The following is a 26,505-nucleotide window of genomic DNA, read 5'->3' on the forward strand; positions in this document are numbered from 1 at the left end:
CGGATCAACGACCGATCACGCCATAAGAAACGACGTCTAAGTCACGGTCGCACTCGCCGAGGCGGGCAGCCATCGGCGGGCCCGGGGGGCACGGGCAGGTCAGGCACCGGTGTGGACGGCGCCGCGGACGGGGAGTTCACCGCTGCCACCAAGGGCACGGCCACCGTCCGTGCCACCGCGGTGGACCGGCCCGGTTCCGATCTGGAAGATCTGATCCCCGCGGGGGCAGGGCGCAGCGGATGCTGTCGGCCGGTGACACCGTCACCGTGAGCGGGGGCGCCGCCATCAAGGCCGCCGCCGCCCGGGGGGGGTGGCGATCCACAAGCAGGACTGGGACGGCGCTTCGTCTGGCCGGTGCCGTCTTCTAGCTGACCGAGTTCGGCAGCGGCCGCGTCGTCGGGCGTCGCTGCTGGACATTTACGGGTGGCGGACCGGAGAAGTCGGCGACGGTGTCGCCCTGTTGACCGAACTCGGACGGTGGCCCGGCGGCCGCGGCTTTGTACGAGCCGTGCCCGGGCGGGCCTCGCATGCCGGGTCCGGGTCGGTCCCGTCCAGCGTGGACCAGGTCGACGACCACGTGGTGCGCCGGCCACCGGCCCGCCCCTTCATTCTGCGCCGCTCCCGCGCCGGGCCAGGCGTTGCTGGAGCCGCTCGAACGCGAGCCGGCCGTGCTCCCGCATCGCCAGCTCGCCGTCCAGGGCGGTGTCTGCGGGCAGTTGCTCGATGGCCGCGGTGCGGATCTGGGGAAGCGAGCCGGTCGTGTCGGTGCCCTGCCTGGAGCGCGGTAGCACCCGTCCCCCGGTGTGCACGGCGAGCTGGGCGCGCCAAGCCGTCCCGCGTCGGTTCAGCCGCCCAGCCGGTGGAGGGGGCAGGGCTGTCCACGGCTACGGTCAGCACAGGCTGCGGCAACGGCCACGTCCTGCACCAGGCCTTCCCCACCAGCCACCAGCCGCCAGCCGCCAGCCGCCAGCCGCCAGCCGCCAGTCACCAGCCGCTAGCCGTCAGCCGCTAGCCGCCGGCCGCCGGCCGTCAGCCGGCCGTCCGGTGAGCGGTACTACCTGCGTTGGTGGTGGCCGGCCGGGGCGGCAACAGCTTGTGCGGGCGTGGTGGGGGTGGGGGAGTGGGCCGTCCTGGGAGGCTGCGGCCCGGGGGTTTTGTACCTGCGGATCCGGTCGGTCGGCTGCGCTTCGTCGCTTCGTCGCTTCGTCGGTTCGTCGGTTCGTCGGTTCGTCGGTTTGTGGGCCGGGGGTTGGGGGGTTGGGGTTGGGGCGGGATGTGCAGCTGAAGGTGTGCGCGAACTGCTCAGGGTGTGTGCGCGATCGTGGGAGTGCGAACGTGCCGGCGTTCCTAGGGTGGACGTGGAGTCTTTGAGGAGCAACGCGGTCCGTGGCTGCCGCCGGCTCTGTCCTCACCCCGCCGCGAAGGAACTTTGAGGTGTTTCGATGACCGTCGTTCCTGAAGCAACTGCCGGGCAGGTGGCATCCGCCGTGGCCGGCCTTCGGGCAGTGCTGGGCAAGGCGGCTCAGGTGGTGGGTGCGGACCGGGTCACCTGCCCCGGGGAGGGGACGCACGGCGTTCCGGCCGCCCTGCTGGGTCCGAATGTCGGTCTGTACCGCTCGCGCGCTGTTTTCGGTGTCGTACGTCCGCAGACGGCCGAGGAGGTGCGGTGCGTCGTCGAGTTGTTCGCCGCTGGGGAGACCTGCGCCCGGCTGCACGCCTTCAGCACCGGCGGGAACTGGGGACTGGGCTCGCGTGAGCCCGCGCAGGACGGGGCGGTCGTGCTGGACCTGTCCGGTCTCGACCAGATCCGCGACATCGACGTCGCTCAGGGCTGGGCTGTGGTGGAGCCCGGCGTCACTCAGGCACGGCTCGCCCGGCTCCTCGAGGGCAGCGAGCGCATGCTGAACGTGACGGTCTCCTCGGCGCACACATCCGTCCTCGGCAACGCCCTGGACCGTGGTGTGGGCCTGCGCCAGCAGCGCGTGGAGGATCTGACGGGCCTGGAAGTGGTCCTGCCGAGCGGGGAGCTGATCCGGGTCGGCTGGTGGCCCGATGCAGAGCGCCAGACCCCCATCTACGCCCACGGACTGGGTCCCTCGCTGGTGCAGCTGTTCGTCCAGTCCAACCTCGGCGTGGTCACCGCGGCCACCGTGCGGCTGCTGCCGCGGCCGGAGGCGCTGCGGGTGGTCCGGCTCAGCTTCACCCCCGACAAGGTTCAGGCGGCCACCGCCGAGGTGCGGCGCTGGGTGAGCCAGGGACTGACGCGCGGTGTGGTGAAGATCTACAACGAGGCCGCGGCCAGGGCGTACGGCGGTGAGCCCGGCCAGTACCTGGTCCATGTGTGCGTCGACGGGACCGGGGAGGTCGTGGACGCGCTGAGCGGCATCCTCACCGTCGAGGCCGTCAGGTGCGGACTGTTCACCGCCGTGTCTGACACCGACGCGAGGGATCCGGGCGCGGCCAACCATGACATCGCCGTGCGGGTGGAGCGGGCGTATGCGGGTGACCCCGATCCGACGGACGCGCTGTTCGAGGCCAAAACGGGGCGTCCGGCCGGACGGCTGGACGAGGAGGGCGGTTTTCTGTTCTTCCTGCCGCTGGTGCCGTTCACCGGGGCGGCGCTGGCGCGGGCGGACGAGCTGGTCGAGCAGGTGCGCGCGGAGACGGGGATGCGCTGCGGGGCCACGCTCAACGTGCTCGGCCCGGACGTCGTCGACTGTGTCGTGACGATGAAGTTCGCCCGCGACGGTGAGGAGTGCGAGCGGGCCCACCGGGCGCTGGAGCGGCTCTACGAGCTCTTCGCCGCCGAGGGGTTCATCCCCTACCGCCTCGACATCGAGCACACCGAGTGGGCCGACCGGCTGGCCGCGGGCACCGGGGCGCGGTCCTTCGCCCGGCGCCTGAAGAACGCCGTCGACCCGCACCACGTCATCGCCCCGGGCCGCTACGCGTGAGCACCGCCCGCTGAGCGACCCGCATCGCACGCACCGGACGCTGGGAGAGCGCCGTATGAGCCTGACCGAAGTTCTGGATTCCACCTCCGCCGCACCGGAGATTTCCCTCACCGCCCAGGAGATCCTGGCGCGGGCCCGCGCTGTCGCGCCCCGGCTGCGGGAGCGCGCCGAGGACATGGAGAACGAACGCCAGTTGCCGCACGATGTCGTCGAGCTGCTGCGGGGGACCGGTGTCTTCCGCATGGCCCTGCCCAAGCAGTGGGGCGGTCCCGAACTCGACGCCATGCAGCAGACGGCAGTGATCGAGGCCCTCGCCATCGGGGATGCCTCCGCCGCCTGGTGCGCGATGATCGGGATGGACACCCCGATCTACGCGGGCTTCCTCGCCGAGAACGTGGCACGCCGGCTGCTGGCCGACCCGGACGCCGTCACCGCCGGTGCGATCATGCCGATGGGACGCGCCGAGCGGGTGCCCGGCGGCTACCGGGTGACCGGGCAGTGGCACTTCGGCAGCGGCATCACGCACAGCTCCTGGGTCGTGGGCGGGGTGCTGGTCACCCGTGGCGGCGAACTCGAGCCCGGCCCGGCCGGAGCGCCGGGCAACTGGCGCATCATCATGGCCCCCGTCGAGGACTTCGAGGTCCAGGACACCTGGTACACCACCGGCCTGGCCGGCTCCGGTAGCCGGGACTACAGCACGCAGAACCTGTACGTGCCCGAGGAGTACACGTTCAGCTTCGCCGAGCCGAGGGTCACCGGAGCCGCCGCCACCTGCGACGCGGTGCTGCGCAACATGCCCGGCGTGCCGCTGGGGGTGGCCCGCGCCGCGATCGACCATGTGCGCCAGATGGCCGCGATGCGCATCGACCGCACCACGCAGACGCCCTGGTCGGAGAGCTATCGCGTCCAGACGGCCATCGCCCGGGCCGAGATGGACCTGGCCGCGGCCCGGTACGCCGTCTACGGCAGCCTGCGTGAGCAGTGGGAGATCCTCCAGGCCGGTGAGGTGCCCACGCGGGACGAGCAGGTGGCGACCGCGCTGGCCCGGGTGGGTGCCTTCCGCACCGCCCGTTCCGTCGTGGCCGGCCTCTTCGACCTGGCGGCGACCGCCGCGGTCTACCGGCCCTCCGTGCTCGACCGCTGGCTGCGCGACCTCAACACGATGTGCCAGCACGTCATCGCCCAGGACCAGGTCATCCAGTCCGCGGGCGCCCATCTGCTGGGCGGCGTCCCGCACAACGCCTACAGCGTGGGCGTCCTCCGGTAGCCCCGCGACCGGGGCGGCGCCCCACCGTCGTACGCCCGGCAGCACACCACACCGACAGCGAGGACCGGCTCGCGACGTCAACCGCACCACCCCTCATCAAGTCCTGCGGAGCGCGCCGCAGCGGCAGTACCTGTGGGGGCACTGACCCCGGCCCGCTGTCCGGCGAGGTGGGAGCCGTTATCAGACGGCGCCGGTGGCGAAGTCCTCGGCGAAGCCCGTACCGGGCGTGCAGTCCAGCAGCCGCCACAGCCGGGAGGTGTCGTACCAGTGGTCCACCGTGAGCAGCGACAGGTGCCGCTGCCAGCCGGGGTCGTAGTGTGTGCCGGGCCAGGTGCGGGCCTGTGCGTGCGACACCTCGCCGGCCGGCAGGGGCAGGTTAAGGGCCCGGGCCGCCGCTGTGAACAGCTCGTGCCCGCTGACCGGTTCTGGGCGGCCGACGTGCAGTGCCTGGCTTGTGGGCAGCTCGGGCCGCAGGGCGAAGCCGGTGATCACCCGGGCCAGGTCGTCGACTCCGATCACCGTCATCAGCGCCCGGCCGCCGTCCACCCAGTGCGGCAGCACTGTCATGAACCGGGCCAGAGCCGGCAGCACCCACACGTCGCCGGGGCCGTAGACCAGGTGCGGACGCAGCACCAGTCCGCCTGCCGCCAGCACCCGCTGCTCGCCGGCCAGCCGGGTGATGCTGGTCGGGGAGGCCGGTTCGAGCGGCACCTCTCCTTCCCGCACGCCTACATGACGGCCGTCACGGTACACGGCGGTGGTGCCCAGCTGGATGATCCGCTGTACGCCGCTGCGCTCCGCCTCGGCCAGCAGCGCCCCGGTGCCGGCGTCGTTGACCGCGTGGCACCGCTGCGGGCTGCCGCCGATCTGCGAGGCCAGGTGCAGCACTGTGTCGACGCCGTCGCACAGCCCACGCAGGGACTCGGGGTCGGTGAGGCTGCCCTGGCGGACCTCCACCTGGCCGGTGCGGGGCAGTTGGGGCCGGGAGCGGTGGGCGAGCAGGCGCAGCGCCGGGCGGGGTTGTTGGAGGCTTGCGGACGTGAGGAGCGCGGTCACCCGGGCGCCGATGAAACCGGTGCCTCCGGTCATCAGGATGCGACTCGGTGCCATGTGTTCATCCCTTTCAGTCAGGCGTGGAAGCGGTCCGGCAGGTCCTGGAGAGGTCGGGGAAGGCGGGCGGAGGCTGTGCGGGGCGCCCGTATTCGGCCACGCGCGTCAAGTCGGCGGGCGGGCAGGGGAAGCGGTCCGGTCGCTGAAGCCGGGACGAAGGCCCGGAGAACGGAGGAAGGGATCAGGTCAATTGTTTGCCCGAGCGATAGTGGAAGGTGCTCCTCCGATAACTTGGGAGCATGATGCAGGAGCGCCTTCTCGCAGGTAAATGTGCCTTTATCAGTGGGGCGAGCAGCGGGATCGGCGCTGCGGCCGCACGTGTGTTCTGCCGCGAAGGCGCGGCGGTCATGCTGGTGGCCCGCCGTGAGGAGAAACTGCACGCTCTCACCCGTGAATTGCGCGGCAAGGGCTACGAGGCGCACTACACGACGGCGGATGTCGCGCGCAGCGCCGAGGTGGCCGAGGCGGTGGACCGCACGCTCGAGCGCTTCGGACGGCTGGATGTCGCCTTCAACAACGCCGGCGTCGGCGCCGCCCAGGTCCCCCTGCATGTGATGGCGGACGAGATGTACGACCTGATCATGGACACCAACGTGCGCGGGGTGTGGAACTGTATGCGGCACCAGATCCCCGCGATGCTGCAGCGTGGTGGCGCCATCGTGAACACCAGCAGTACCGCGGGGCTGGTCGCCACCCCAGTGGCGGCCCCCTACGTCGCTTCCAAGCACGCCGTGCTCGGACTGACGAAGGCGGCGGCCGCCGAGTACGCGGCGCGCGGCATTCGCATCAACTCGGTCGCACCGGGCTCGACCCGCAGCGAGATGATCGACGACTGGCTCGAACAGGATCCCGGCGCCGAGGAGTTGCTGCGCGGCGCCGCGCCCCTGCCACGGATCGCGGACCCCGAGGAGATCGCCGAGGCGGCCGCCTGGCTCGTCAGCGATCGGGCTTCGTTCGTCGTCGGCGCCACCGTTCCGGTGGACGGCGGCTGGACGGTCCGTTGACCGAAACGGGCAGCCGTGGTCGTCCGCGTGGTCCCCGGTAGCGGGCGGGCGGCCGTGCGGAGGGGGTAACCGCGGACGAGTCATGGTGTCGACCGGCTCCTTTGACGGGACACGAGAAGACAGGGCGCCGCTCCTTGCGTCGGAGCCCGGTGGACGGCGCCCTGTCTTCGTGGCGCGGTGCTGTACTGAGTGCGGTGCTGTGCTGTGGTGGGCGGGTGATCGGCAGGTGCGTGCCTTCCCGCGTCCGGGCACGGCGAAGTTCGGCCCTGACGCGGGAAGGCGCGACGGCGAAGCCCTCGGGGGGTGCGTTGTGCCGGGGGATCTCCTGCCCCGGCACACGGACGGTGACGAGCCGGCGGGCCGGGTTCACGGATGCCGCACGGACGCAAGCGCCCGGGTACGCACCCTGCGACGGGCCGGCGGCAGGCCGGCAGGCGCCAGGCAACGGCGAGGGCACATCCGAAACGGCAGCTCGTGCACGGACCTGTACGAAGGTGGCGGCTCGGTTTTCGTCGAAGAGCGGGACGGCGGCCCTGCCGGGCGGCCTCGCGCGGGGGAGGCGGCGTGGCGCCGCGATGCCCTAGCGGGCGAACCGGATCACGAAGGCGAGTTGCTCGTCCTGGTGACCGGTGATGCTGACCGAGGTCGTTCCGTCCTCGGCGGTGAAGGGGCGGGCCTCGATCCGGCAGGGGATGCCGAACTCGACGTACCGGCTGAAGTTCATCTCGGAGGACGACGGGCTGAACCGGCCCCGGGGCACGAGCATGTTCGCGGCCTGCTGGGCGGCTTCCACCAGGACCATCGCCGGGATGTGGTCGTTGACCCGGTCGAAGAAGAGCTCGTTGGCCGGATCGGCCCGCAGCTGCCAGCGGCCGGGCTCGTCGGTGTCCGCGAGGACCACGTCGCACTCCCGGGTGTGGTGGACGGTCGGCGGGTCCACCGGATCGGGCAGCGCGTCCGCGAAGGCGGGGTCGTCGGAAGCGGGGACGCTCCCGCGTATTCGTTCGTAGGCCGCGGGCGAGGTGATGTTGAAACGGATGGAGCCGGAGCCGACGGCGTGGCCCGCCATCCGGATCGTCATCTCCATCGCCACGCCGGCCGGCACGGCCCCGCGCCGGCGCAGCTCCGTGACCTCGACATCCAGCGTGACGCCCTCGGGGGCCGTGCCGCGGGCCAGCAGTTCGGCGTCGAGGCGGTGGCACAGCTCCCACATCACGAAGTGGTGCCCCAGGGGAACACCGAGCTGCGCGTGCGAGACCAGAAGCGTGGTCTGCCGGATCGTCTCCAGCACGAGTGAGGCCGTGTAGCGGCCGTCCGACGTCACGAAGAGCCGGTGATCACGCGGCCAGCGTGCGGAAACGGTGAAATGTGTGTCGTCGTGGCGTGTCAGTTGTGTGGGCAGCGCATCGTACAGATGCGCCCGGTGCACGAGTGTCCTGTCCACCGGCAGCACCGGCAGGCTCGGCGGTCCACCCGCCGTGATCTCCGGGAATACGGCGTGGTGCGCCCCTCTGTGCACGTCCCGGATCTTCGAAGCCATAGCGCTCAAGGTCATCGCGTCTTCTCTCCTGGGTGAAGGTGCATGACGCGTGGGGTATGGCTGATCCCCCCCCGCGCTCGGTAAGGTACAGGCATGCGGGTTTGTTTTTCAATGAGTCGGAGAGCGGCCCGCCGGAGCACGCACAGGGAGCCGTCCCCCCGGGCGGCTGGGCACAGATGGGAGGCCGCGTGGCGCGACAGGAGCGTGCGGTCAGGACCAGGAAAGCGATCCTGGATGCAGCCGGGGAGGTCTTCGCCGATCGCGGCTTCGCCGGGGCCACGATCTTCGACGTCTACAGCCGTTGCGGGGTGACGAAGGGAGCCTTCTACTTCCACTTCGCGTCCAAGGTGGAACTTGCCCAGGCAGTGCTGGACGAACAGGTCAGCGGTCAGATCGGCTACCTCGAGGTGCCGCCCGGCGAGCGGACGGTCAAGCTCCAGGACGCCCTCGACGTCGGGCTGCTCGTGGCGCACCGCCTGACCTTCGACCGGATGCTGCAGGGCAGTATCCGGCTGGCGGTGGACCAGGTGCACGAGATCAACCGCCGGGTTCCGTACCAGGCGTGGATCGACGTGCACACCAGGATCCTCGCCGAGGCGCAGGAGCGGGGCGAGCTGCTGCCGGGCGTCGACGTCAACGACGCCGCGCAGATGATCGTAGGCGCGTTCAGCGGGGTGCAGCTGATGTCGGAGGTGATGAGCGACCGCAGTGACCTGGAGGAACGCATAGCGATCCTCTACCGGGGACTGGCGCGCGCGCTCGCGACCCCCGAGACCCTCGAGCAGCTGGACATCACGACCGACCGCGGCAAGCGGCTGATGGCCAGGGTCGAAAGGGCCGCGGAGCGGGCCGGCGCATAGCCGGCCGCAGGCAGGAGCGCGGCGCCGGGTGTGCCGGGGCGGGGGACCCGGCACACGTTGCCGCCGCCTGCCGCTTACCCGGGCGCGAGAGGATCTCGGGCCCGGATCGTCCGTGGGTTCGGACGGTGCCCGGCGTGTGGGGCCGTCGTCGGTGAGGCCGGACGATGCCCGGCGTCCCGGGCCGTCGTGTGCGAGGCCGGACAGTGCCGGGTGTGCCGGGCCGTCGCCGGTGAGGCCGGTGGTGTCGCCGCACTCGGTAGTACCGGATGGCTGCCGGTGAACCCGCTGCCGCCGGTCACTGCGCCGGGTGGCGGGACAGGGCGAGCAGGGCCGCCCGGGTGACCTGTGCCGCGCTGCGGTTCCGGGCGGGTACGGTCATCCGGGCGGCCTCGCGGTCCAGCGGCGCGCGCTGTGCGGGGCGGTTCGCGCAGCCGGGCGGAGGCGTCCCCGGCGAGCAGCGGCCGGGGACGTGACACCCTGGCGGCGGCCCGGCACCTCTTGGACCCCGGCGTCGACACCCGCCACCAAACCGCCCGCGAGCAGCCCGCGGGTGACGGGGTCGACGACGGCACCTCCGCCCGGCGCGAGCACGCCTTCGTGTCCGGCGACGCGATCCGCACCGCCGCCCGCTCCAGCTCACGGAAGCGGCCTTCCCCGTACGCGGCGAAAGACCTGTGTGACGGACCGTCCGGTGCGCTCTTCGACGTCCTCGCCGGTGTCCCGGAAGCCGGCCCCGAGCCGCTCGGCCGTCAGCCGTCCCATCGTGGACTTGCCCGCCCCGGGCGGACCCACGACAGGCGGCGACCGGCCTCATGGGTGCCCGCCCGGCGCCGCGGCCGTCCGCGGCGGCCCGGTGCGGCGCCGGAAAGAGGTCGGGTCAGGGGGAGGAGGGGAGGGCGGCCGGCGGGTGGGGCCGGTGGCCGGTCAAGGCGTCCTCCGCGGGTCGGGGCGGCGGGCCGGACCCTGGGGATGGCCGGTGTCCGCGAGCGTGCCGTGGGGTGCGACCTGACCTGCCGGCGCCCGGTCATCGCAGATCGCCGGGCGGCGGGCCGTGCTCGCGGCCTGCCGGCGCACTCTGCCCGCCCTGTACGCGCATGCCGTGGCCGTGGACGACGTGCCGCGCACCGCCGAAGGGGCCGTACGCGAGGGGGAGTTGCTGGACCGGGTGCTGCCGCAGATCGCCCGGGATCTGATGTCACCGGCCGCGATGGCGGACTGAAGGACCGGCGTGACGGGAGCCGCCGGCCGGGCCCGTGGCCGACCGTACCCTGCACGAGGGGTCAAAAAAACGTGCAAGCTGGTATCTTATTTTTCATGTCGGGGGAACGTGGCCGGAGAAAGGGGCCGTGCCGTGCAGTTCCAGCAGTTACGGGCCTTCAGGGAGGTGGCGGCCGAGCTGAGTTTCACCAGGGCCGCCAAGAACCTCCACTACGCCCAGTCGACCGTGACCGCCCAGATCAAGAACCTCGAAGAGGCTGTCGGGACCGAGCTGTTCGACCGCAGCCGGCGCCAACTGTCCCTGACCGAAGCGGGAGTGCGGCTGCTGCCGCACGCCGAGCGCATCATCGAGATCACCGAGGTCGCCCGGCGTGAAATCGCCCTGGCCACGCAGCAGGCACAGCGCCCGCGCGGCCACCGCGGGCGCCCGGCGCCCCGGCGCGCCCTGCTCTGAGCGGCCCCGCACCCCTCTGTCACCGGCCGGCCCCCGAAGGGGCCGGCCGTCCCGCGTGGTGCGCGCACACTCCGGCGGGTGCGGGGCGGTCGGGCCGGGAAACCGGGGGAGGGGCGTGATTCCGCAAGGGCTCGTGCGCGGGGCGGCAAATGGCAGATCGGGTCCGTTCCTACAGTCGCTGGCAGCGGATCGTTTCGTCACTTTCGGACATCCGCATGCGTCTTTCCTGCGCTCTGCCCTCGGCCCGGCCGCCCCGGTGACACCGACCGCAGACTCCGCGCCGCACGTCCCAAGCCCCGGAGAGGACCCACCATGGGCCAGGCCCCAGCAGCGGATCGGACGACGGGTGCCGTCGACGCCCCGAGCGACCTGCGCGCCGTCATGCGTCACTTCGCGACCGGCGTGTGTGTGGTGAGCACGCACCGCCAGGAACAGCACGGCCGTCGGCACAGCGCGCTCACCGTCAACTCCCTCACCTCCGTGTCGCTCGAGCCGCCCCTGGTGTCGGTCAGCTTCCGCAGCGACTCCGGCTTCCTCACCGACCTGACGGCGGCCAGGGTCTGGGGCATCTCCCTCCTCGGCGGCGGCTCGGAGGGCCTGGCCCGGCTCTTCGCCCGCCCGCGCGCCGAGCGCGACGAGGCGGTGCGCACCCAGCCCGCCGAACTCGGCGTCCGCACCGGCACGTTGCTCTTCGACGCCGCGGGCTGGATGGAGTGCCGCTACCGCGACCACGTGGTGGCCGGCGACCACGTCATGGTGATCGGCGAGGTCGTCGGGCTCGGTGTGCGCGGCGACACCCGCTCCCCGCCGGTCTTCCTGCAGGGCAGTTTCCACCGCTTGGAGCCCCCGCAGGCATGACACCCGCAGGCCCGCCCCTGCGCAGGCACACCTGGTGAGGCCCGTCCGTCCGCACACGGCAGGAGCCGACCACCGCGCCCCGAACCCGCCCGGCGCCGGGCTCCTGCGCCTCCCCGCCCCGAGCCGTCCGCATACCGAGAGGTGACTGACACATGTCCTCTGCAATCTCGATCGGCGTCGTCGGCGGCGGCGCGGCCGCCGTCTGCCTGGTCGACGCCCTGGCCCGCAGCGAGGGCGACCCGGGCACCCTCACCGTGTTCGAGCCGTCGCCCCACCTGTGGCGCGGCCGGGCCTACCAGGCGGACTCCCAGACGCTGCGCGTGAACGCGACCCCCGACGACATGTCGGTACGCGCCGCAGACCTGGGCCACTTCGAACGCTGGCTCGACAGGCGGGACCGCGTCACCGGCGTCTCGCGGGGCGTCGACCCAATCTCCGGGGCCCGGTTCGCCCCCCGCCCGGTCTACGGCGACTACCTGGAGGAGTCCGCTAACGCGGCCCTCGGCGAACTGCGGCGCCAGGGCTGGCGCGTGGACATCATCGGCGAGGCCGTCACCTCAGCCGCCCGGCTGCCCAACCAGGTGCTGCTGCGCACCGGCCCGGGAGCCTCCCGCGCCTTCGACTACGTCGTCCTGTCCGTCGGCGGAGACAGCCCGAAGGACGTCTACGGCCTCGGCGGCACCCCCGGCTTCGTCAGCGACCCCTACCCGGTCTCCGGCACGCTGGAGGACATCGGCGAGGACGAGCACGTGGCCGTCATCGGCAGCGGCCTGACCGCCGTCGACATCGTGCTGTCGCTGGCCGCCCGCGGCCACCAGGGCCCGATCAGCCTGCTGTCCCGGCGCGGTGTGCTGCCCGGCGTGAGGCAGCGTCCCGTCCACTTCGAGCTGCGCCATCTGACGCCGGAGCGGATGCGCACCACGGCCAAGGGGCGGCGCGAGCTGGCCATCGAGGACGTCGCCGCGGTGATGCGGGCCGAGTTCCGCGACGCCGGAGCCGACCTCGACGCCGTCGTCCACGAGATCATCCGCGTCGACCTGGAGGACCCGGTCGACCGGCTGCGCCGCCAGATCGACGAGGTCGACTCGCCGCACATGGGCCTGCGCATCCTGCAGCGCGCCGTGCCGGCCACCGGCCCCGACGTATGGCCGCTGCTGCGCGAGGAGGACAAGGTTCAGGTCCTGCGCGCCCACTACCGCACCCTCATGAGCCTGTGCTGCCCGATGCCGCCGGGCAGCGCCACCGTGCTGCTCGAACTGGTCGAGAGGGGGCAGCTGGAGATGTACTCCGGCCTGCTCGACATCACCCCCGCCGACGACAGCGGCTTCGACGTGCTCACGGCCGACGGCACCGAGTTCCGCGCCGACCGGGTGATCAGCGCCGTCAACGCCTCCGAGGGGCGCATCCCCACCAGCGCGCTGTCCCTGGTCACCTCGCTGATCCGGGCCCGCGCGGCCAGCCGCCACCCGCACGGCGGGCTGCAACTGGCCCGCGCCACCAGCCGGCTCACCAGCAACGGCCGGCCCGACCCGCGCCTGTACGGGCTCGGCAACATCGCCGCCGGAGCCCTGTTCTTCACCTTCGGCATCCCCTCCCTCGTCGACCGCAGCCAGGACATCGTCGCGGCGATCCTCGAGCACTCCGCCACCGTGAACGCCGCCCGCAGCGAGGCCGAACCGGTCGCCGCCTGACGGCACGCCGCCCCGGGCCACCGCCCTCCAGGAAGGACCTACCCGCGCATGAGCACGACCGTCACCGAGCCCCGCCCCGCCCATCTCGCCGACACCGCCACCGGGCTGCCGATCCCCGGCGAGCCGCACTTCGCCACGTACGACGAGGCCCGCCGCCACCGCAAGCAGCGGCTGGCCGCCGCCCTGAGACTGTTCGGCAAGTACGGGTTCGGCGAAGGCATATCCGGCCACATCTCCGTGCGCGACCCCGAACACGAGGACCGCTTCTGGGTCAATCCCTTCGGCGTCTCCTTCAACCAGGTCCGCGTCGCCGACCTGATCTGCGTCGACTCCACCGGACGCGTCGTCAGCGGCCGCCACCCGGTCAACCCCAGCGCCTTCGTGATCCACTCGCAGATCCACGAACTGCACCCCGGCGCCACCGCCGCCGCCCACGCCCACACCCCCCACTCCCGGGCCCTGGGCGTCCTGGGCCGGCTCCTGGAGCCCATCGACCAGGAGTCCGCCGCGTTCTACGGCCGCCAGGTGCTCTACGGCGACTACGAGGGCCCCTCCGTCTCGGTCGCCCAGGGCCGCGACATCGCCGAGAAACTCGGCGACAACCGGGCCATCCTGCTGCGCCACCACGGACTGATCACCGTGGGCGGCTCCCTCGACGAGGCCGTCCACTGGTTCTTCACCTACGACAGCTGCGCCCAGGTGCAGCTGCTCGCACAGGCCGCGGGCACCCCGCAGACCTTCACCCACGAGCAGGCCCTGGCCGCCCGCGAGGGCTTCGGGGACGAGCAGCTGGGCTGGTTCAGCTTCCAGCTGCTGTGGAACGAGATCGCCGCCGAGCAGCCCGACCTGCTCCAGGAGTAGGCGGTGCTCAGGAGAACCGGCGGCCACGCCGCGGCCCGGGCCGGCCGGCCCCTTCCCCGTACGAGATGGAGGCCTCACCCGCATGGATGCTGAGCACACCGAGACGTCCCCGGACTCCTGGCGCCGGCTGCCGGCCGCCCAACAGCCCCACTGGCCCGACCCCGAAGCCCTGCGCGACGTCGTCGCGGAGCTGTCCGCCTGCCCGCCGCTCGTCTTCGCGGGGGAGTGCGACCAACTGCGCGGCCGGCTCGCCCAGGCCGCCCGCGGCGAGGCATTCGTCCTCCAGGGCGGCGACTGCGCGGAGACCTTCGCCGCGGTCACCGCCGGCGCCCCGCCCCGAACCCACAGCCGCCGCGCAAGCCGGCGCGGCGGCGTCGGGCGGGGCCCTGCCGCCGACGTGCCGTTGATGTGCGCGCAGGAACTCGACATCGAGGCGGCGCTGCCCCGGGTGGTCAGGATCCTCGCGCACGCCGACACCGAGCGGCCCAAGCCCGAGATCCAGCACGTGTACCTCGGGGGCGCGGCCGCGCTGCGCCGGGACCTGGCCGCGGCCGCAGGGAGCGCCGGATGATCCGCACCGCCGCGGTGGTGGGCACCGGCCTGATCGGCACTTCCATCGCGCTGGCCCTCACCCGGCACGGGGTGTGCGTGTACCTGGCCGACGCCGAGGAGTCCGCGGCCCGTACCGCCGCGGCGCTCGGCGCCGGCCGGGTCGGCACTCCGCCCGTGCCGGCCGACATCGCCGTACTGGCCGTGCCGCCGGCCCGGATCGGCGCCGTCCTCGCCGAGCAGCAGGCCCGCGGGCTCGCCCACAGCTACACCGACGTCGCGAGCGTGAAGGGCGGACCGGAGCGCGAGGTGGCCGCCCACGGCGGGGATCCGACGGTCTTCATCGGGGGCCACCCCATGGCCGGGCGGGAACGCTCCGGGCCGCTGGCCGCCTGCGCCACCCTGTTCGAGGAGCGCACCTGGGTGCTCAGCCCGTCCCCGCACACCGGGCGCGAGACCCTCAACAAGGCGCTGGAACTGGTCGCGCTGTGCGGTGCGATCCCCGTCCTCATGGACAGCGAGGCGCACGACCGGGCGGTCGCGGTGGTCTCCCACGCCCCGCACGTCGTGGCCGCGCTGGTGGCGGCCCGGCTGCAGCACCTGTCCGCCGACGCGGTGCAACTGGCGGGCCAGGGGCTGCGGGACGTGACCCGGATCGCCGAGGGCGACGTACGGCTGTGGGGCGACATTCTCGAGTCCAACGCGAGGGCGGTCGCCGACGTGCTGACGGAACTCGCCGAGGACCTCGACGTCACCGTGGCGGCGCTGCGGGGGCTGGCCGCCTGCGACGCCGATGAACGCGCCCAGGGCAGCACCCTGCTGGCCGACCTGCTCACCCGGGGGCGCGCCGGCCGCGGCGCCATCGCGGGCAAGCACGGCGTCCCCCATTTCACCTGCGTGCCGGTGCGGATCCTCATCGGGGACCAGCCGGGCGAACTGGCGCGGCTGCTGGGTGCCGCCTGCGAACTCGGCATCAACATCGAGGACATGTCCATCGACCACTCGCCGGGCAACCCCAGCGGTCTGGTCGAGCTGATGGTCGCGCCCACCGCCGCGCTGGGCATGGCACAGCAGCTGAAGGACTGCGGCTGGCAGGTGCAGCGGGCCCCGGACCCGGCCGGCGCCCGCACCTCGGGCCGACTGCACCAGGCCACGGCACGCCGCACGGACACCCGCACGGCGGCGTGACACCCACCCGCCACACCCGGCATCCGGGGTGCGGGCAGCGCGGCGACGCTTCGGACCCGGCATCCGGGGTGCGGATCTCGCGGCGCCGTCCTGCACCTGGGATCGGCGGGACGGGCAGCACGGCGACGCCCCGGACCCGGCGCATCCGGGGTGCGGGCGGCGCGGCGGCCTCGGGCAGCCGGCACCCGCCGTGCGGGGCACCGACGCCCCGCACCCGACCGTCCGCGTCGCACCACCGCCTCACCCGCACCACTGCCCCGCCCGCACCACCGCACCACCTGACCGCCCGCACCACCGCCCCGCCCCGAACCCACAGCCGCCGCGCAGGCCGGCGCGGCGGCGTCCCCCACCCGTCCACCCCGCGCCGACTCCGACGCTCCGCCCCACACCGAAGGAACCGCATTGTCTGCTTTGAGATGGCTCACCGCCGGCGAGTCGCACGGGCCGGCCCTGACCGCTGTGCTCGAGGGGCTGCCGGCCGGTGTACGGACCTCGACCGACCAGGTCGCCGAGGCCCTCGCCCGCCGCCGTCTGGGCCACGGGCGCGGCGCCCGTATGAAGTTCGAACGCGACGACGTGGCCTTCGTCGGCGGGGTACGGCACGGCCGCACCCTCGGCAGCCCCCTCGCCGTCCGCGTCGGCAACAGCGAGTGGCCCAAGTGGGAGACCGCGATGGCCGCCGACGAAGTCCCCGCCGACAAGCTGGCCGGCCAGGCACGCAGCGCACCTCTCACCCGTCCCCGCCCCGGCCACGCCGACCTGGCCGGCATGCAGAAGTACGGGTTCGACGACGCCCGGCCCGTCCTGGAGCGGGCCAGCGCCCGGGAGACCGCAGCCCGGGTCGCCCTGGGCAGCATCGCCGAGGCCTTCCTGCACCAGGCGTACGGGATCGGGCTCGTCAGCCATGTCGTGGCACTCGGCGGACAGCGCTCCGTCTCGAGCGCGCTGCCCGGCCCCGAGGACACCGAGCGGCTCGACGCCGACCCCGTGCGCTGCTTCGACACCGCGGCGTCGGCGGCCATGATCGCCGAGGTCGACCGGGCGCACCGGGCCGGGGACACCCTCGGCGGCGTCGTCGAGGTCCTGGTCCACGGTCTGCCGCCGGGCCTCGGCTCGCACGTGCACTGGGACCGCCGGCTGGACGCGCGCCTGGCCGGCGCCCTCATGGGCATCCAGGCCATCAAGGGCGTCGAGTTCGGGGCGGGCTTCGCGCTCGCCGCGGTCCCCGGCTCCGAGGCGCACGACGAGATCGTCCCCGCCGACGGCGGTGTACGCCGCACCAGTGGCCGCTCCGGCGGTGTCGAGGGCGGCATCTCCACGGGCGAACCGCTGCGGGTGCGCGCCGCGATGAAGCCGATCGCCACCGTGCCGCGGGCCCTGGCCACCGTGGACGTGACCACCGGCGAGCCCACCGTGGCCCATCACCAGCGCTCCGACGTGTGCGCGGTACCGGCCGCCGCGGTGGTCGCCCAGGCGGTGACCGCCCTGGTGATCGCGGATGCCGCGCTGGAGAAGTTCGGCGGCGACAGCCTGCCGGAGACCGCCCGCAACCACCGCGCCTATCTCACCCACCTGGCCATCAAATGAGGCATGACGTGACTCTTCCGACGTATTCGTCCCCTGTGTCCGCCACCCTGCGGGCGGCCGGCCCCACGCCGTACCCCGTCGTCGTCGGCAGTGGTCTGCACGAGCAGGTCGGGCGCATGCTCGGGGAGAAGGTGCTGCGGGTGGCGCTCGTCCACCCGCCGAAACCGGTCGCGGCCGCCCACCGGATCGCCGGCGACCTCGAACGCCACGGCCGCCAGGTGCTGCCGCTGGTGGTGCCGCCCGGCGAGGGGGCCAAGGACGCCGGCGTCCTCGTCCACCTCTGGTCGCAGCTCGCCGAGTCCGGCTTCACCCGCTCCGACGCCGTCGTCGCCCTGGGCGGCGGAGCCACCGCCGACCTCGCCGGCGTCCTCGCCGCCACCTGGCAGGGCGGCATCCGCCTGGTGCTGGCCCCCTCCACCCCGGCCGCCATGGTCGACGCCGCGGTCGGCGGCCGTGCCGCCCTCAACATCCCGCAGGGCAAGAACCTGGTCGGCGTCCTGCACCGGCCGGTCGGCGTGGTGTGCGACCTGGACCTGCTCGCCCGGCTGCCGCGCGCCGACTACACCAGCGGCCTCGCCGAGGTCGTCAAGGCGGGCCTGATCGGCGACCCCGCCCTCCTCGACCTGATCGAAGCCGACCCACGGGCGGCCGCCGACCCGGCGGGCGAGCGGACCCGGGAGCTGATCGAGGGAGCGATGCGCGCGAAGGCCGCCGTGGTCGCGGGGGAGCCGCCCACCGAGGGCACGCGGGAGTTCCTCGACTACGGCCACACCCTCGCCCACGCCGTCGAGCACGCGGAGAACCACCGCATCCGGCACGGCCACGCCGTGTCCATCGGCATGGTGTTCGCCGCCGAACTCGCCCGCGAGGCGGGGCGGCTGGACGCCGGGCACGTGGCGCGGCACCGGGCCGTGCTGGAATCGCTGGGGCTGCCGACGTCCTACCCGCGCTACGCCTGGGAGCGGCTGCGCGCCGCGTTCGCCCTCGACGGCATGACCCGCGGCACCCGGCTCAGGTTCGTCGTCCTGGACGCGCCGGGCCGCCCCGGACTGCTTCAGGACCCTGCCCCCGGGCTGCTGGAAGCGGCCTACGGCCGGATCGGCACATGAGCACCCCCGTCGCCTCGCACCTCTCGCCCCGGCCGGGCGTGCGGCTCAGCGGCGACACCGGCGCCGGGTCCTCTCCCGAGACCGGCCGGCCCCGCCCGGACGGCACCGGGAACCGGCCGGACGGCCTTCCCGATCCCGGTCCCGATGCCGTTGCCGACGCCGATCCGGTCGCCGACCTGTCCCGTCGGGTGCTGCGTCCCCTGGCCCGCCGCGACCAGCGGCGCAGCGGTGAGCTGTACATCCGGGGGCTGCTCGCGGCGACCGGACGCAAGACCATCCGCAACATCGCCTCGCACACCGGCGTGCCGGCCGATGCCCAGCGGCTGCACCACTTCGTCAGCGACTCGACGTGGTGCTGGCGCCCGGTGCGCGACGCCCTCGCCCGCCACATGGGCCGCCTCGCACCGCCCCGGGCCTGGGTCGTGCACACCGCGACCATGCCCCGCACCGGACGCGGCGGCGTGGGGGTCGACTACTTCGCCGACCGGGGCACGGGACGGTCCGTCAACGGGCAGCGGGCCGTCGGGCTGTGGGCCGTCTCGGAGTGGGGCGGCTACCCGGTCGACTGGCACCTGCAGCTCACCTCCCGCTGGCTGGACGACGCCCACCTGCGCGCACAGGCCCGCATCCCCGCCGACACGGTCGCCGTGGACGGCGTCGGGGCCGGTCTCGAGATGGTCCTGGGCACCGCCCCCGCCGTCGGGGCACCCCGCCCCCCGGTCCTGCTGGACGCCCGGCAGGCCTCGGCGGGCCGGGTCGCCGCCCTGCTCGGCGCCGGCGGCTTCCCCTACCTGCTGCGCATCAGCGCCTCGCAGCTGCTGACTCCCCTCACCACCGAGGGCCGCGGCACCGGCCGCGCGGTCACCGCCCGCCAGCTCGCCGGCGGCCTGGCGCCGCGCCGCTTCAGCCGCCTGCGCACCCCTGCTCCCGGGGCGGGCCACCGCGAGGTCGCCCGGGTGCCGTGCCAGACGGCCGACACCCCGCCCGGACCGCGGCGCCGGCAGCTGCTGCTGGCGCAGAAGGACCCGCTCAGCCCGCTGGACACCGCTTTCTGGCTCACCGACCTGACCGCCCTGTCCACCGCCGCCCTGGTCCGGCTGGCTGCCACTGCGGCACAGCTCGCCCAGGACGTGACCGTCACCGGCCGCGGTATCGGTCTGTACGACTTCGAGGGCCGCACCTTCGCCGGCTGGCACCGCCACATCACGCTCGCCTCGGCGGCCCATGCCGCCGCCCTCCTGCTCCGTCCCGGGGCCGGAGCGGGCCCCCCGTGGACCGACCTCACCCGCTGAACGTCCGTCCCGTCCGAGGAGGGAACCATGACCGCAGCGCTCACCGAGTACGACGACGTCCGCCAGGCCCCGGCGGCCTGGACCGACGTCGACCGCCGGTCCGCCGACGCGGCGCGCGCCCGGGCCGCCGACGCGGAGGAGGCGGCCGGTCACGGCCACCCCAGGACGGCGATCAGCCTCGCTCCGGCAGCCCACCTGCTGTTCCCCAAGCTCCTCCGGCACGACCCGGCCGACCCCCGCTGGGCGGGCCGGGACCGCTTCGTGCTGTCCTGCGGGCCACGCCGGCCTGACCCTCTGCGTCCAGCTGCACCTGAGCGGCTACCCGCTCGGCCTCGACGCCCTCGCGGCACTGCGCCGCGAGGGCAGGCGCACGCCCGCGCACCCCGAGTACGGGCACACACCGGGCGTGGAGACGACGACGGGTCCGCTCGGGCAGGGCCTCGCCAACGCCGTCGGCATGGCGATGGCCGCCCGCCGCGAGCGCGGCCTGTCCGACCCCGGGGCCCCGCCCGGCACCTCTGCCTTCGACCACACGATCTGGGTCTTCGCCACCGACGGGGACCTGCAGGAAGGGGTGAGCCATGAGACGAGTTCGCCGGCCGGGCACCAGCAGCTCGGCAACCTGGTTGTGCTCTGGGACGACAACCGGATCTCCATCGAGGACGACACCTCCGTCGCCGTGCCGGAGGACGTCCTGGCCCGCCACCGGGCGTACGGCCGGCATGTGCAGCAGGTGGACCGGGCGGCCGGCGGGGCCTGCACCGAGGACGTCGAGGCACTGCACCGGGCGCTGAGCGAGGCCCGGCAGGAGACGGGCCGGCCCTCCCTGGTCGCCCTGCGCACCGTCATCGGCTGGCCCTCGCCCGGCAAGCAGAACTCCGGCCCCGACGAGGAGCTCGAGGGCGTACGGGCCGCCGCCGCGGCCTAGGGCAAGAGCCTCAAGCAGTACGTGCACGACCTCGGCGTCCGAGAAATGCAGCGCGCACCGGCGCGGCACTCCGAGGATCGCGCCGTCCCGTTTTCGCCCCCTCCCGTGTCGTGGACTGTTCGAACGCGTGTGGGGTTGCGAGCCATCGAACCCTCCGATACAACTGCGATACCAGCATGCGGGTATGTTTTCCTGGTCAAGGTGACGGGACGCCCGCGGGGGTGGCCGGTTTCCGTCCCGGACGCACGGATGGAGGTTGATGCGGTGCTACGCCTCGACGAGCTGAAGCGGACGCACATCACTGCCGGACCCGCTCCCGCCGGCCGCGGCGGGGTGCAGATCGTCAGGGAGCACGACGAACCGCTCGACGGGACCACCAGGACCCACCAGTTCGGCGGGGTACGGGTGTCACTGGTCAAGGGCGACGGCCCCAGGGAACTGATCCGGCCGGGCCGCCAGATCGACCCGAGCACGGCCGGCTGCCTGCGCGTCGTACGTCCGCTGACCGGATCCGTCTGGGTGTTCCAGGACGGCCGGCACGGGACCGTACGCGCCCCGCAGCTCGTCTGCTTCGACAGCACCCGCCCCTACAAGGTGGTCATGCCCGAGAACTTCCGCCTGGTCGACATCATGGTCACGCACCGCCTGGTGGGCCTGACCGCACCCGAGGCCGAGCCCCTGACGGCCCGGCCCTGGTCCGGCGCCGAAGGGCTGGCCGCCCTGCTGTCCTCCCTGCTCGACGGGCTCGGCCGGCACGGCAGGGAGGTGGAGACGGCGGTCGACCTGCTCGGCGGCAGCGTCGTGGGACTGACCGCGGCGCTCTTCACGGAGCGCATGCGCGAGGTCGCCGAGGACCCGCAGATCGCCCGGCAGACGCTGATGCTGCACATCCAGGCCTACGTCCGTGACCGGCTGGCCGAGCCCGCTCTGAGCCCGGTGACGATCGCCCGCGAGCACAACATCTCGTTGCGCTACCTGCAGAAGATCTTCCAGGAGCACGGCATCAGCCCCGCCCGCTGGATCCGCGACGAGCGGCTTGCCCGCTGCCGTACCGAACTCGCCGACCCCTCCCTGGGCCACCTGCCCGTCGCGCTGATCGGGGAGCGAGCCGGACTGTACGGGGCGTCCCACTTCAGCCGGCTCTTCCGCGACCGCTACGGCATCACGCCCCGCGACTACCGCAGGGAGCGTGGTGGCTCATGACCGGCACAGGTCTGGCGCTGCTGGACGGCGGGCCCGCCCCGCACCCGGAGTGCGGCACGCTCGGCAACGCACTGGTGCGGTCCGCGCTCGCCCCCGGCGCCGAGGGCCTGTGCTTCGTCGGCGCCGACGGCGGCGAGACGCGGTGGAGCTACGCGCGGCTCCTCACGGAGGCCGCCCGGACGCTCGCCGGGATGCGTGAGGCCGGGGTGCGTCCCAGGGAACGGGTCGTCCTGCACATCGCCGAGGAAACCGAGCTGCTGGCCGTGTTCTGGGCCTGCGTGCGGGGCGGGTTCGTCCCGCTGCTCGTCGGCACCGGCACCACCCCCGCCGCCCGCGAGGCCGCGCCCGGCCTGCTCGAGGCGGTGTGGAAGCGCTACGGCCGTCCCCGCGTCGTCACCGGCCGGGGACAGCAGGTCCTCGCGGTCACCCGGGCGCACCCCGGCTGGGGCAGGTCCTGGCTCGGCCACCCGCACCGGCTGCGCGCCGCCGTCCCCGACCACCACCGCCACCCGGCCCGCCCCGACGACCTCGCGGCTCTGCTGCTCACCTCCGGCTCCACCGCAGTGCCGAAGGCCGTGATGCTCACCCACCGCAACATCCTCAGCCGCGCCGCCGCCACGGCCCGCGCCAACGGGCTCAGCGAGGCGACCCGCACCGTCAACTGGATGCCGCTGGACCACGCCGGCGGACTGCTGCTGTTCCACGTGCGGGACGTCTGCCTCGGCGCCTACCAGGTGCACGCCCGCACGGACTGGGTCCTCGCCGACCCGCTGCGCTGGCTCGCCCTCGCCGACCGGCACCGGGCCTGCACCACCTGGGCGCCCGACTTCGCCTTCTCCCTCGTCAACGACCAGGCGCACCGGCTCGCCGGCCAGGACTGGGACCTGAGCCGCCTGCGCCACATCATGAACGGCGGGGAGGCGGTGCACGCCTCGGTGGTCCGGCGCTTCATGGAACTGCTCGCCCCGTTCCGGCTGCCCGGGGACGCGATGTTCCCCGGCTGGGGCATGACCGAGACGGCGGCCGGCGTCGTCGACTGCCGGCTGTCCGACCCGGACACCGGGGAGGGGCGCTACGTCCCCGCCGGGCGGCCCCACCCGGGCACCGCCGTGCGCTGCGTCGACGACCGCGGCGAGCTCGTGCCCGCCGGCACCGTGGGACACCTCCAGGTGAGCGGGCCCTCGATCACCCGCGGCTACCTCGACGACGCCGAGCACACCCGCCGTGCCTTCACCGCGGACGGCTGGTTGCGCACCGCAGACCTGGCGTTCGTCGAGGACGGCGTCCTCACCGTCACCGGCCGCGCCGACGACCTCGTCGAGTGCGGCGGCGTGCGCTGCCACAGCCACGAGATCGAGGCCGCGGTGGAGGAACTGCACTTCGTCACCCCGTCCCACACCGTGGCCTGCCCGGTCGCCGGCGCCGACGGCGAGGAGCTCGCCGTCTTCTACCACCCGCGCCCCGGCACCGCGCAGGACGGGGCGGCTGCCGCCATCCGCGCACACGTCGCCGGCCGAATCGGCCTGCACATCGCCCGCGTCGTCCCGGTGAGCACCGGGGACGTCCCCAGGACCGGCATCGGAAAGCTCCGCCGCTCCCGGATGCGGCAGTGGTACGAAACGCGGGGCGGCCGGGGCGCGAGCCGCCGCCCGCGCCCCGGGCAGTCCCAGGGGCGGACCGACGGGACACGTCCCGGCCCGCCCGCCGGGGCCGCCGTACGCGAGAGGCCCGCCGCGCGGGCAGGGAAGGGAGAGGACGTCATGAACGACATGAACGACATGAACGACACCGCACGGGCCGCCGCGGACGGCGGTGCGCTGCGGATCGGGGTGCTCGGCCCCCTGGAGATCCGCGCGCAGGGGGAGGACCGCACACCCACCGCGCCGATGGCCCGGCGCGCCCTGGCGGCACTGCTGCTCAACGCCAACCGCCTGGTGTCCACCTCGGCCCTGATCGAGGAGCTGTGGGAGGCCGACCCGCCGCGGCTGGCGCGCAAGACCGTGCAGACGTACGTCTACCAGATACGCAAGGCGCTGCACTGCCCGGTGGACGGGAGCGAGCGCGTGCGGACCGGCCCCAATGGCTACCGGATCGCTCTCCAGCCGGGCGAACTGGACCTGTGGGAGTTCGAGCACCAGGTCGCGCGCGCCCGCACCGCGCTGAGCGAGGGCGATCCGCGCACCGCCGCGGCCCTGCTGCGCCAGGCGCTCGCGCTGTGGCGCGGCGAGCCCTTCGCCGGGCTGGAGACCGGACCGCTGCTCGCCGCGCAGATCGCGCAGATGGCCGACTCCCGGCTCGGCGCGCTGGAGCTGCGCATCACCGCGGACCTGCAACTCGGCCGCCACCGCGGGCTGGTGGGGGAGCTGCAGCAACTCACCGCGGACCACCCGCTCAACGAGGAGTTCGCCGCGCAGCTGATGCGCGCCGCGCACCGGTCCGGGCAGCGTGTCACGGCCTTGGAGGCGTTCGCGATGCTGCGCCGCCGGCTCGTCGACGAACTGGGCATCGAACCGTCCGAGCCACTGCAGAGGCTGCAGCAGGACGTGCTGAACGAGGCGCTGCCCCAGCCGGCGACGGTGCCGGCGGGCGCACCCGCCGAGGCGGTGACCGCTCCCCTCGCGGGCGAACCCGCCGCGGCGCCCGCACGGACCGTTCGCGGGCGACTGCCCCTGGACATCCCGGACTTCACCGGCCGCACCCGGCAACTGGCCGAGTTGACCGCGCTCGCGGGTGAGGACACGGACGGGACGCGGCCGGACGGCGGGGCGCAAGGCGAGGGCCCGCGTGTCGTCGTACTGCTGGGCCCGGCCGGGGTGGGCAAGACCGCGCTCGCCGTGCACGGGGCGCACCGGCTGGCCGGGCGGTTCCCGGACGGGACGCTGCACGCCCGGCTGCACGACGGCGACGACCGTCCCCGTCCGGCGGCCGCCGTGCTGCGCGGGCTGCTGCGGGACTGCGGTGAGGACCCGGCGGCGCTGCCCGAGGACACCGGCGAACTCGCCGGGATGTTCCGCGCGTTCGCCGCCGGACGGTCGCTGCTGGTGCTCCTGGACGACGCCGCGAGCACCGACCAGGTGCTGCCGCTGCTGCCGGCCGGCGGCGCGAGCCTGGTGCTGGTGACCTCCCGGGTCCGGCTGCCCGGCCTGCCCGGCGCCCGGCCCCTGTCGCTGGGGCCGCTGTCGGCCCGGGACGCGGCGGACTTCTTCGCGCGCGTCGCCGGGCCCGAGCGCATCGCCGGCGAGCCGGGCGCGCTCGGTGAGGTGACGGAGCTGATGGACCACTACCCGCTCACCCTGCGCGCCGTGGGTGAGAAGTTCGCGGCCCGCCCGATGTGGACGCTTCCCGACCTGGCTCTCGGGCTGATGGACGACGGGCATCTGGCGGCGGAACTCCACGACGAGGCCTGCGACGTGCTGGCCCGGGCGGCCGGTGCCGTCGCCCGGCTGCCCGGGCCGCTGCGCCGGGCGCTGGCCCTGCTGGCGGCGGCCGGGCCGGCCTCCTTCGACACAGCACGGGCCCGGCGGCTGCTGGCCGGCGACACCTGGTCGGTCCAGTCCCTGCTGGGCCAACTGCTCGACCACCACGTGGTGGTGAGAGTGGACCAGCCCGACCCGTCCGCTCTCGCGTTCCGGTTACCGGACCTGATCCGGCTGGTGCTGCCCTCCCCCCACGACGCGGAACTCCACGTCCTGCCCGGCGCCGACCGCGAACTCGGCGGCCGCTCTGTCTCGGGGGTACTGACCGCTTCGGGGTGAGCGTCTCGGGGGTGCTGATTGCCTCCGGCCGTGCCGTGCCGACGGGGGCTGCGCCGTCCGGTGGGTGGTGTGCTCCGGTTGGGGTGCCGGCCGTCCCGGGGCGCTGATTGCCTCGAAGTGACCGCCTCGGGGTGAGTGCTTCGGCGCGAGTGCCGTGGGGGGCGGGGCGCATCCCGGCGGGTGGTGCGTTCCGCTCGGGACGCCGGCTGCCGTGGGTGAGTGTCGCGCGGGCGGGGGCGCGCCTTTCGACGGGCGGTGCGTTTTCCGGCTGGGTGCTGACTGCCGTGGTGTGAGTGCTTCGGGTGCGGGGGCCTTCGACGCGTGGCGCGGTTCCACGGCCGGTGCGGTTGCACGGCCGGTGCGGTTGCACGGGCGGTGCCAGGCCGTTGGTCGGGGCTTCACCCTGCCTGGACCGGCCGGGCCGACGCTGGTCGTGGCGGTCCGGCCGGATCCGCCGGTACGGCACGGCCGAGGCGGAGGAGGCGGTATGCGGCGCGAAGACCACGAGGGGGCACCGGCCCGGTGGCTGATGGTGCCCGCGGGAGTGGAGATAGACCTCGACCCGCCGTGCTGGGCCGTCCGGCCTGCGGGGCGGCGCCCCGGCGAGGAGTACACCGCACGGCACGCGTCCGTCTGCCGTCGCTGCGGCGCACGGCAGACGGACGGCGCGGCGCCGCGACACCACGGCACCCAACAGCCGTACTCCGGCTCCTGAGGTCTGTTGCCCCGCTCCCGGTCCACGTTCCGGCCCCCTTCCCCGAGGCCCGTGCCTCAGGTGGCGGAGACCGCCGGTGCCGGTTCGTGCGCCTCGTGTGCCGGGAAGTGGGGCAGGACGTACTCGGCGAGCTCCTGCAGCACCTCGTCGGCCGCGACGTCCATCCGGGCCACCGGGCCGCCGTACGACTCCAGCGGGAAGAACACGCCCAGGGTCAGCGCACCGGGGCGGAACATGCGCGCGTATCGGGCCCACCCGCTCCCGGATCCCGCCCACCACCTCGGGCCTGCCCCCTCCCGCAGGCCCGCCCGCTTCCGCTCCGCCTCCCGGGCCTGCGCGTTTCCCGTGCCTTGGTCTGCCCT

At 73.9% G+C, this 26,505-nt stretch carries 21 protein-coding genes and 1 pseudogene; 17 read left to right on the top strand and 5 right to left on the bottom strand.

The annotated features are described in order from the left end of the window. Nucleotides 1-605: 605 nt before the first annotated feature. Nucleotides 606-791 (bottom strand): hypothetical protein, encoded by a 186-nt coding sequence (locus ABZ920_RS00995; RefSeq protein WP_361497622.1) that lies wholly within the window; start codon nucleotides 789-791, stop codon nucleotides 606-608. Between the two features lie 651 nt (nucleotides 792-1,442). Here ABZ920_RS00995 and ABZ920_RS01000 point away from each other — a divergent pair. Beyond that, entirely contained in the window at nucleotides 1,443-2,954 is a 1,512-nt protein-coding gene (locus tag ABZ920_RS01000; RefSeq protein WP_361497105.1) for an FAD-binding oxidoreductase, read from the top strand. A gap of 55 nt (nucleotides 2,955-3,009) precedes the next feature. Next, a complete protein-coding gene (locus ABZ920_RS01005) occupies nucleotides 3,010-4,221 on the top strand; it encodes an acyl-CoA dehydrogenase family protein (RefSeq protein WP_361497108.1) in 1,212 nt (403 codons plus the stop codon). A 180-nt stretch (nucleotides 4,222-4,401) separates the two neighbouring features. On the opposite strand, the gene ABZ920_RS01010 is transcribed toward ABZ920_RS01005, so the two are convergent. After that, nucleotides 4,402-5,331, bottom strand: coding sequence for an NAD(P)-dependent oxidoreductase (locus ABZ920_RS01010; protein ID WP_361497111.1), 930 nt, complete (start codon nucleotides 5,329-5,331; stop codon nucleotides 4,402-4,404). A 242-nt stretch (nucleotides 5,332-5,573) separates the two neighbouring features. On the opposite strand from ABZ920_RS01010, the gene ABZ920_RS01015 reads away from it, so the two are divergent. Further along, a complete protein-coding gene (locus tag ABZ920_RS01015; protein ID WP_361497595.1) occupies nucleotides 5,574-6,335 on the top strand; it encodes a glucose 1-dehydrogenase in 762 nt (253 codons plus the stop codon). A gap of 580 nt (nucleotides 6,336-6,915) precedes the next feature. Here the strand turns inward: ABZ920_RS01015 and ABZ920_RS01020 are convergent. Then, nucleotides 6,916-7,875 (bottom strand): ScbA/BarX family gamma-butyrolactone biosynthesis protein, encoded by a 960-nt coding sequence (locus tag ABZ920_RS01020; RefSeq protein WP_361497114.1) that lies wholly within the window; start codon nucleotides 7,873-7,875, stop codon nucleotides 6,916-6,918. 188 nt (nucleotides 7,876-8,063) lie between these two features. Between ABZ920_RS01020 and ABZ920_RS01025 the strand changes: the two genes are divergently transcribed. Further along, nucleotides 8,064-8,735, top strand: coding sequence for a ScbR family autoregulator-binding transcription factor (locus tag ABZ920_RS01025; RefSeq protein WP_361497117.1), 672 nt, complete (start codon nucleotides 8,064-8,066; stop codon nucleotides 8,733-8,735). Between the two features lie 636 nt (nucleotides 8,736-9,371). On the opposite strand, the gene ABZ920_RS01030 is transcribed toward ABZ920_RS01025, so the two are convergent. Beyond that, nucleotides 9,372-9,527: a shikimate kinase gene (locus ABZ920_RS01030; RefSeq protein ID WP_361497120.1), complete on the bottom strand. Its 156-nt coding sequence runs from the start codon at nucleotides 9,525-9,527 to the stop codon at nucleotides 9,372-9,374. Nucleotides 9,528-10,086: 559 nt separating this feature from the next. Between ABZ920_RS01030 and ABZ920_RS01035 the strand changes: the two genes are divergently transcribed. The 13 genes and pseudogenes from ABZ920_RS01035 to ABZ920_RS01095 all read left to right on the top strand — a co-directional run bounded on the left by ABZ920_RS01035 (nucleotide 10,087) and on the right by ABZ920_RS01095 (nucleotide 26,143). Continuing rightward, nucleotides 10,087-10,407: a LysR family transcriptional regulator gene (locus ABZ920_RS01035; RefSeq protein WP_361497123.1), complete on the top strand. Its 321-nt coding sequence runs from the start codon at nucleotides 10,087-10,089 to the stop codon at nucleotides 10,405-10,407. 312 nt (nucleotides 10,408-10,719) lie between these two features. Continuing rightward, the gene (locus ABZ920_RS01040) at nucleotides 10,720-11,265 is read left to right on the top strand and encodes a flavin reductase family protein (RefSeq protein WP_361497126.1); all 546 of its coding nucleotides are present in this window, start codon (nucleotides 10,720-10,722) and stop codon (nucleotides 11,263-11,265) included. A 152-nt stretch (nucleotides 11,266-11,417) separates the two neighbouring features. Beyond that, nucleotides 11,418-12,956 carry an FAD/NAD(P)-binding protein gene (locus tag ABZ920_RS01045; RefSeq protein ID WP_361497129.1) on the top strand — a complete coding sequence of 513 codons (1,539 nt, stop codon included), beginning with the start codon at nucleotides 11,418-11,420 and terminating at the stop codon, nucleotides 12,954-12,956. A 48-nt stretch (nucleotides 12,957-13,004) separates the two neighbouring features. Beyond that, a complete protein-coding gene (locus tag ABZ920_RS01050; protein ID WP_361497132.1) occupies nucleotides 13,005-13,817 on the top strand; it encodes a class II aldolase/adducin family protein in 813 nt (270 codons plus the stop codon). 82 nt (nucleotides 13,818-13,899) lie between these two features. Beyond that, the gene (locus ABZ920_RS01055) at nucleotides 13,900-14,388 is read left to right on the top strand and encodes a chorismate mutase (protein WP_361497134.1); all 489 of its coding nucleotides are present in this window, start codon (nucleotides 13,900-13,902) and stop codon (nucleotides 14,386-14,388) included. Beyond that, nucleotides 14,388-15,554 (top strand): prephenate dehydrogenase, encoded by a 1,167-nt coding sequence (locus ABZ920_RS01060; protein WP_361497598.1) that lies wholly within the window; start codon nucleotides 14,388-14,390, stop codon nucleotides 15,552-15,554. The genes ABZ920_RS01055 and ABZ920_RS01060 overlap by 1 nt, the downstream gene beginning before the upstream one ends. Nucleotides 15,555-15,956: 402 nt before the next feature. Next, entirely contained in the window at nucleotides 15,957-17,141 is a 1,185-nt protein-coding gene (gene aroC / locus ABZ920_RS01065; protein ID WP_361497137.1) for a chorismate synthase, read from the top strand. A 35-nt stretch (nucleotides 17,142-17,176) separates the two neighbouring features. After that, nucleotides 17,177-18,250: a 3-dehydroquinate synthase family protein gene (locus ABZ920_RS01070; protein ID WP_361497140.1), complete on the top strand. Its 1,074-nt coding sequence runs from the start codon at nucleotides 17,177-17,179 to the stop codon at nucleotides 18,248-18,250. Continuing rightward, a complete protein-coding gene (locus tag ABZ920_RS01075) occupies nucleotides 18,247-19,542 on the top strand; it encodes a transposase (protein ID WP_361497143.1) in 1,296 nt (431 codons plus the stop codon). The genes ABZ920_RS01070 and ABZ920_RS01075 overlap by 4 nt, the downstream gene beginning before the upstream one ends. 27 nt (nucleotides 19,543-19,569) lie before the next feature. After that, nucleotides 19,570-20,422 (top strand): annotated as a pseudogene (locus ABZ920_RS01080) (transketolase); the annotation flags it as partial. A gap of 297 nt (nucleotides 20,423-20,719) precedes the next feature. Next, a complete protein-coding gene (locus ABZ920_RS01085; protein WP_361497146.1) occupies nucleotides 20,720-21,673 on the top strand; it encodes a helix-turn-helix domain-containing protein in 954 nt (317 codons plus the stop codon). Continuing rightward, entirely contained in the window at nucleotides 21,670-25,428 is a 3,759-nt protein-coding gene (locus ABZ920_RS01090) for an AMP-binding protein (RefSeq protein ID WP_361497149.1), read from the top strand. The genes ABZ920_RS01085 and ABZ920_RS01090 overlap by 4 nt, the downstream gene beginning before the upstream one ends. 487 nt (nucleotides 25,429-25,915) lie before the next feature. Next, nucleotides 25,916-26,143 carry a hypothetical protein gene (locus tag ABZ920_RS01095; RefSeq protein WP_361497152.1) on the top strand — a complete coding sequence of 76 codons (228 nt, stop codon included), beginning with the start codon at nucleotides 25,916-25,918 and terminating at the stop codon, nucleotides 26,141-26,143. Nucleotides 26,144-26,199: 56 nt separating this feature from the next. On the opposite strand, the gene ABZ920_RS01100 is transcribed toward ABZ920_RS01095, so the two are convergent. Next, nucleotides 26,200-26,379, bottom strand: a complete 180-nt coding sequence (locus tag ABZ920_RS01100) for a hypothetical protein (RefSeq protein WP_361497155.1) — start codon at nucleotides 26,377-26,379, stop codon at nucleotides 26,200-26,202. Between the last annotated feature and the right edge of the window lie 126 nt (nucleotides 26,380-26,505).

It is taken from the genome of Streptomyces sp. NPDC046831 (genome assembly GCF_040645305.1).
In the GTDB taxonomy this organism is placed as follows: Bacteria; Actinomycetota; Actinomycetes; order Streptomycetales; family Streptomycetaceae; genus Streptomyces.

Excerpts from the sequence above, each read along its gene's own strand:
- ABZ920_RS01090 (WP_361497149.1), top strand. The coding sequence starts at position 21,670 with ATGACCGGCACAGGTCTGGCGCTGCTGGACGGCGGGCCCGCCCCGCAC.
- ABZ920_RS01010 (WP_361497111.1), bottom strand. The coding sequence starts at position 5,331 with ATGGCACCGAGTCGCATCCTGATGACCGGAGGCACCGGTTTCATCGGC.
- ABZ920_RS01040 (WP_361497126.1), top strand. The coding sequence starts at position 10,720 with ATGGGCCAGGCCCCAGCAGCGGATCGGACGACGGGTGCCGTCGACGCC.
- ABZ920_RS01000 (WP_361497105.1), top strand. The coding sequence starts at position 1,443 with ATGACCGTCGTTCCTGAAGCAACTGCCGGGCAGGTGGCATCCGCCGTG.
- ABZ920_RS01085 (WP_361497146.1), top strand. The coding sequence starts at position 20,720 with ATGGAGGTTGATGCGGTGCTACGCCTCGACGAGCTGAAGCGGACGCAC.
- ABZ920_RS01005 (WP_361497108.1), top strand. The coding sequence starts at position 3,010 with ATGAGCCTGACCGAAGTTCTGGATTCCACCTCCGCCGCACCGGAGATT.
- ABZ920_RS01095 (WP_361497152.1), top strand. The coding sequence starts at position 25,916 with ATGCGGCGCGAAGACCACGAGGGGGCACCGGCCCGGTGGCTGATGGTG.
- ABZ920_RS01015 (WP_361497595.1), top strand. The coding sequence starts at position 5,574 with ATGCAGGAGCGCCTTCTCGCAGGTAAATGTGCCTTTATCAGTGGGGCG.
- ABZ920_RS01020 (WP_361497114.1), bottom strand. The coding sequence starts at position 7,875 with ATGGCTTCGAAGATCCGGGACGTGCACAGAGGGGCGCACCACGCCGTA.
- ABZ920_RS01055 (WP_361497134.1), top strand. The coding sequence starts at position 13,900 with ATGGATGCTGAGCACACCGAGACGTCCCCGGACTCCTGGCGCCGGCTG.
- ABZ920_RS01100 (WP_361497155.1), bottom strand. The coding sequence starts at position 26,379 with ATGTTCCGCCCCGGTGCGCTGACCCTGGGCGTGTTCTTCCCGCTGGAG.
- ABZ920_RS01075 (WP_361497143.1), top strand. The coding sequence starts at position 18,247 with ATGAGCACCCCCGTCGCCTCGCACCTCTCGCCCCGGCCGGGCGTGCGG.
- ABZ920_RS01045 (WP_361497129.1), top strand. The coding sequence starts at position 11,418 with ATGTCCTCTGCAATCTCGATCGGCGTCGTCGGCGGCGGCGCGGCCGCC.
- ABZ920_RS01050 (WP_361497132.1), top strand. The coding sequence starts at position 13,005 with ATGAGCACGACCGTCACCGAGCCCCGCCCCGCCCATCTCGCCGACACC.